Source organism: Rhodopseudomonas sp. B29 (assembly GCF_000333455.1).
In the GTDB taxonomy this organism is placed as follows: domain Bacteria; phylum Pseudomonadota; class Alphaproteobacteria; order Rhizobiales; family Xanthobacteraceae; genus Rhodopseudomonas.
The window spans coordinates 1-4,969 of sequence record NZ_BADD01000350.1 but is presented as its reverse complement, the minus strand read 5'-3'; the positions used below and the strand labels follow the sequence as shown (position 1 = coordinate 4,969).

General features: G+C 65.1%; 4 protein-coding genes. All 4 read left to right on the top strand.

Annotation, left to right across the window (positions count from 1 at the left end; all coding sequences use genetic code 11):
- Positions 1–56: 56 nt before the first annotated feature.
- A complete protein-coding gene (gene tkt, locus I5M_RS12675) occupies positions 57–2,042 on the top strand; it encodes a transketolase (RefSeq protein WP_022721743.1) in 1,986 nt (661 codons plus the stop codon).
- Positions 2,043–2,164: 122 nt separating this feature from the next.
- Positions 2,165–3,172 (top strand): type I glyceraldehyde-3-phosphate dehydrogenase, encoded by a 1,008-nt coding sequence (gap, locus tag I5M_RS12670; protein ID WP_031336207.1) that lies wholly within the window; start codon positions 2,165–2,167, stop codon positions 3,170–3,172.
- Positions 3,173–3,351: 179 nt separating this feature from the next.
- Positions 3,352–4,548: a phosphoglycerate kinase gene (locus tag I5M_RS12665; RefSeq protein WP_022721741.1), complete on the top strand. Its 1,197-nt coding sequence runs from the start codon at positions 3,352–3,354 to the stop codon at positions 4,546–4,548.
- A 93-nt stretch (positions 4,549–4,641) separates the two neighbouring features.
- Positions 4,642–4,969: antitoxin MazE family protein (locus I5M_RS12660; protein ID WP_022721740.1), on the top strand; the 328-nt coding region annotated here is incomplete at its 3' end.

Below are 4,969 nucleotides of genomic sequence, written 5' to 3'. Positions count from 1 at the left end.
GGCAGGCCGTTTCGCACCCGCGAGGCGGCGGCACATATTCACCAGGCGGTATAATCATGGCGCAGGTCGATCACTCCCGAATGGCAAACGCAATCCGGGCCCTGGCAATGGACGCCGTCGAGAAGGCCAAATCCGGCCATCCCGGCCTGCCGATGGGCGCCGCCGATGTCGCCGCGGTGCTGTGGTCGCAATTTCTCAAATTCGACGCCGCCGACCCGCATTGGCCGGATCGCGACCGCTTCATCCTCTCCGCCGGCCACGGTTCGATGCTGCTCTATGCATTGCTGTATCTGACCGGCAACGAAGAGATGACGCTCGACCAGATCAAGAACTTCCGCCAGCTCGACAGCAAGACGCCGGGCCACCCGGAAAACTGCATCACTTCGTCGGTCGAAACCACCACCGGTCCGCTCGGTCAGGGCGTGGCGTCATCAGTCGGCACCGCGTTGGCGGAGCGGCTGCTCGCCGCCGAGTTCGGCGAGATCGTCGATCACTACACCTACGTGCTGTGCTCGGACGGCGACCTGATGGAAGGCGTCAGCCACGAGGCACTGGCGCTGGCGGGCCACCTCAAGCTCAACAAGCTGATTTTCCTCTACGACGACAACGGCATCTCGATCGACGGCCCGCTGACGCTGACCGACAATGTCGACCAGGTCGCGCGCTTCAAGGCGCACGGCTGGAATGCCTTCCACATCGACGGCCACGACCCCAAGGCCATCGCCGATGCGATCCGCAAGGCGCAGGCCTCCGACCGTCCGACCATGATCGCCTGCAAAACGACGATTGGTTTCGGCGCGCCCAAGAAGGCCGGCACTTCCAAGGCGCATGGCGAGCCGCTCGGCGCCGAGGAACTCGCCGGCGCCAAGAAGGCGCTGGGCTGGGACTACGGCCCGTTCGAAATTCCGGACGACGTGCTGACCGCGTGGCGCAATGTCGGCAAGCAGGGCGCCTCGGCACGCGCCGATTGGCGGAGCCGCTTCGAGGCGCTGCCGGCCGACAAGCGCGGCGAATTCCAGCGCCGGGTGATCGACCGCAAGCGCCCGGCCGCGCTCGACGAGGCCATCCGCAAGCTGAAGAATCAGCTCGTCACCGAGCCCCAGACCATCGCCACCCGCAAGGCCAGCGAACTCGCGCTGGAAGCGCTGTCGCCGGTAGTACCGGAGCTGCTGCTCGGCTCCGCCGACCTGACGCCGTCCAACAACACGCGCGTCAAGCAGGCCAAGGACGTCACGCCGGACGACTTCTCCGGCCGCTACATCCACTACGGCATTCGCGAAATGGGCATGGCGGCGGCGATGAACGGGATCGCCATGCACGGCGGCTTCGCGCCGGCCGGCGGCACCTTCCTGTGCTTCACCGACTACGCGCGCCCGTCGATGCGCGTGGCGGCGCTGTCGCATGTGCCCGTGGTCTACATCATGACACACGACTCGATCGGCCTCGGCGAAGACGGCCCGACGCATCAGCCGGTCGAACATCTGGCGGCGCTGCGCGCGATGCCCAACATGCGGGTGTTCCGGCCCGCCGACGCGGTCGAGACCGCCGAATGCTGGCAGCTGGCGCTGGAGCGGACCGATGGTCCGACCGTGCTGGCGCTGTCGCGGCAGAATCTGCAGCCGGTCCGCACCGCCACGTCGGATGCCAACCTGTGTGCCACCGGCGGTTACGAACTGGTGCCAGCCGAAGGCAAGGCCGAAGTGACGATCTTTGCCACCGGCTCGGAAGTCGAGATCGCCGTCGCGGCGCAGAAACTGCTGACGGTACAAAACGTCGCAGCCCGCGTCGTCTCGGTGCCGTCACTCGAACTGCTGCTGCAGCAGGACGACGCAACCCGCGCCCGGATCATCGGCGATACGCCGGTCCGGGTCGCGGTCGAGGCCGCGGTGCGTTGGGGCTGGGATGCGGTGATTGGCCATGAAGGCGGTTTCGTCGGCATGAAGAGCTTCGGTGCCAGCGCTCCGGCCAAGGACCTGTACAAGCACTTCGGCATCACCGCCGAGGCCGTCGTCGAAGCCGCGCGGCAGCGGCTCGGCCGCTAACTGTCATGGCACATCCGCCTAGGAGCGGATTGCAACCTCTGTGCATTCAGGGCATGAAATCGCCCAAGTCCCGGGCATGCCCGGCACAAACAAGTGACAATCATTAGCCGAGGAGAATGTGGATGGCAGTTCGGGTCGCGATCAATGGGTTTGGGCGCATCGGCCGTAACGTGTTGCGGGCGATTTACGAATCCGGCCGCAAGGACATCGAAGTGGTCGCTATCAACGACCTCGGCCCGGTCGAGACCAATGCCCATCTGCTGCGCTTCGACTCCGTCCACGGCCGCTTTCCGCACGAAGTGAAGGTCGACGGCGACACGATCGACGCCGGCCGCGGCAAGATCAAGGTGACGGCCATCAAGGATCCGTCGGCACTGCCCTACAAGGATCTCGGCGTCGACATCGCGCTGGAATGCACCGGCATCTTCACCGCGCGCGACAAGGCCGCCGCGCTGCTGACCGCCGGCGCCAAGCGCGTGCTCGTCTCGGCCCCGTCGGATGGCGCGGATGCGACCATCGTCTATGGCGTCAACCACGAGACGCTGACCAAGGACCACATGGTGGTGTCGAACGGTTCGTGCACCACGAACTGCCTGGCCCCGGTCGCCAAGGTGCTGAACGACACCGTCGGCATCGAAACCGGCTTCATGACCACGATCCACGCCTACACCGGTGACCAGCCGACGCTCGACACGATGCACAAGGATCTCTACCGCGGCCGCGCTGCGGCGATGTCGATGATCCCGACCTCGACCGGCGCCGCCAAGGCGATCGGCCTGGTGCTGCCGGAGCTGAAGGGCAAGCTCGACGGCGTCGCGATCCGCGTGCCGACCCCGAACGTCTCGGTGGTCGATCTCAAGATCGTCGCCAAGAAGGCCACCACCAAGGAAGAGATCAACGAGGCGATGAAGCGCGCTGCCGATCAGCAGCTCAAGGGCATCCTCGGCTACACCAACGCGCCGAACGTCTCGATCGACTTCAACCACGATCCGCACTCGTCCACCTTCCACATGGACCAGACCAAGGTGCAGAACGGCACCTTGGTGCGCGTGATGTCGTGGTACGACAACGAGTGGGGCTTCTCCAACCGCATGGGCGACACCGCCGTGGCGATGGGCAAGCTGATCTAACCAACTAACTACGCGTTGCCTGATGGTTTAGGACGCGGGTATCGCCCGTCCCTCACCATGAGGAGAATGACAGGGCGCGGGAAGCTTGCTTTCCGCGCCGCTTTCTTAAACCCCCTCATCCTGAGGAGCCGAGCGCAGCGAGGCGTCTCGAAGGATGGGCCCCACGCACAGGGTTCATCATGACCAAATCATTCCGCACTCTCGACGACGTCGATGTGAAGGGCAAACGCGTCCTGCTACGTGTCGATCTCAACGTGCCGATGGAAGCCGGCAAGGTGACCGACGCCACCCGGCTCGAGCGCGTAGCGCCGACCATCACCGAGATCGCCGGCAAGGGCGGCAAGGTGATCCTGCTGGCGCATTTCGGCCGGCCGAAGGGACGCGACGACAAGAATTCGCTGAAGCCGGTCGCCGCTGCGCTCGCCGAGGTGATCAAGAAGCCGGTGGCGTTTGCCGACGACTGCGTCGGCGAACCGGCCGCCAAGGCGATCGCCGCCATGAAGGACGGCGATATCCTGTGCCTGGAGAACACCCGCTTCCACCCGGAAGAAGAAAAGAACGATCCGGCGTTCGTCGCCAAGCTCGCCGAGCTCGGTGATATCTGGGTCAACGACGCTTTCTCGGCGGCGCACCGCGCCCATGCGACGACCGAGGGCCTCGGCCACAAGCTGCCGGCCTATGCGGGCCGCACGATGCAGGCCGAACTCGTCGCGCTGAATAAGGCGCTGGAGGCCCCGACCAAGCCGGTGATCGCGATCGTCGGCGGCGCCAAAGTGTCGAGCAAAATCGACCTGCTCGAAAACCTCGTTACCAAGGTGCAGGCGCTGGTGATCGGCGGCGGAATGGCCAACACCTTCCTGCATGCGCAGGGCGTCAAGGTCGGCAAGTCGCTGTGCGAGAAGGACCTGGCCCCAACCGCGCTACGCATCCTCGACAAGGCCGAGGCCGCCAACTGCGCCATCATCCTGCCGGTCGATGCCACCGTGGCGTATCACTTCGAGGCCAATGCGCCGTCGTTCGCCTACGGGCTCGATGCGATCCCGGCCGAGGCCATGATCCTCGACGTCGGTCCGCGCTCGATCGAGCGCATCCACGCCGCGATCGACGATGCCGCTACGCTGGTGTGGAACGGCCCGGTCGGCGCGTTTGAACTGACGCCGTTCGACAAGGGCACGGTGGAAGCCGCCAAGCATGCCGCCAAGCGCACCAAGGCCGGCAAGCTGATCTCGGTCGCCGGTGGCGGTGACACGGTGGCAGCGCTCAACCACGCCCACGTCGTCGACGACTTCACCTACATCTCCACCGCCGGCGGTGCCTTCCTCGAGTGGATGGAAGGCAAGCCGCTGCCGGGCGTCGAGGTGCTACGGGCGAAGTGATGCTAGGCGGCCGGCGCTTCGGCGCCGGCTTGCAGCTTGCCCGTCCGAGGCCTATGTTGCGTTACATGTAACGCTTCTTTCAGGAGGCTTCACATGGACAAGAAGGTCGACAAGCCGGCCACCGGCAAGCGCGGCATCGCTAAGGCCGAGCGTGCCGCCAAGCCGCGCAGCGCCAGCGCCGAGCGCGTCCGCCGCCACCGCGACAAGATGAAGGCGATGGGACTGAAGCCGGTTACGATCTGGGTTCCGGAAGACTACAACTCTCCGGAATATAAGGCTGAGATCAAGCGAGCTTGCCAGGCGATCAACGCTGATCCCGAGAGTGAAATCGTCCTTGAAGGCATGTTGGAACTGGCAGATTTCAGTGATGGAAAGCATGAGGCGCGGCGATCTGACCACGGTCGCGTTTCGGGAGATATGA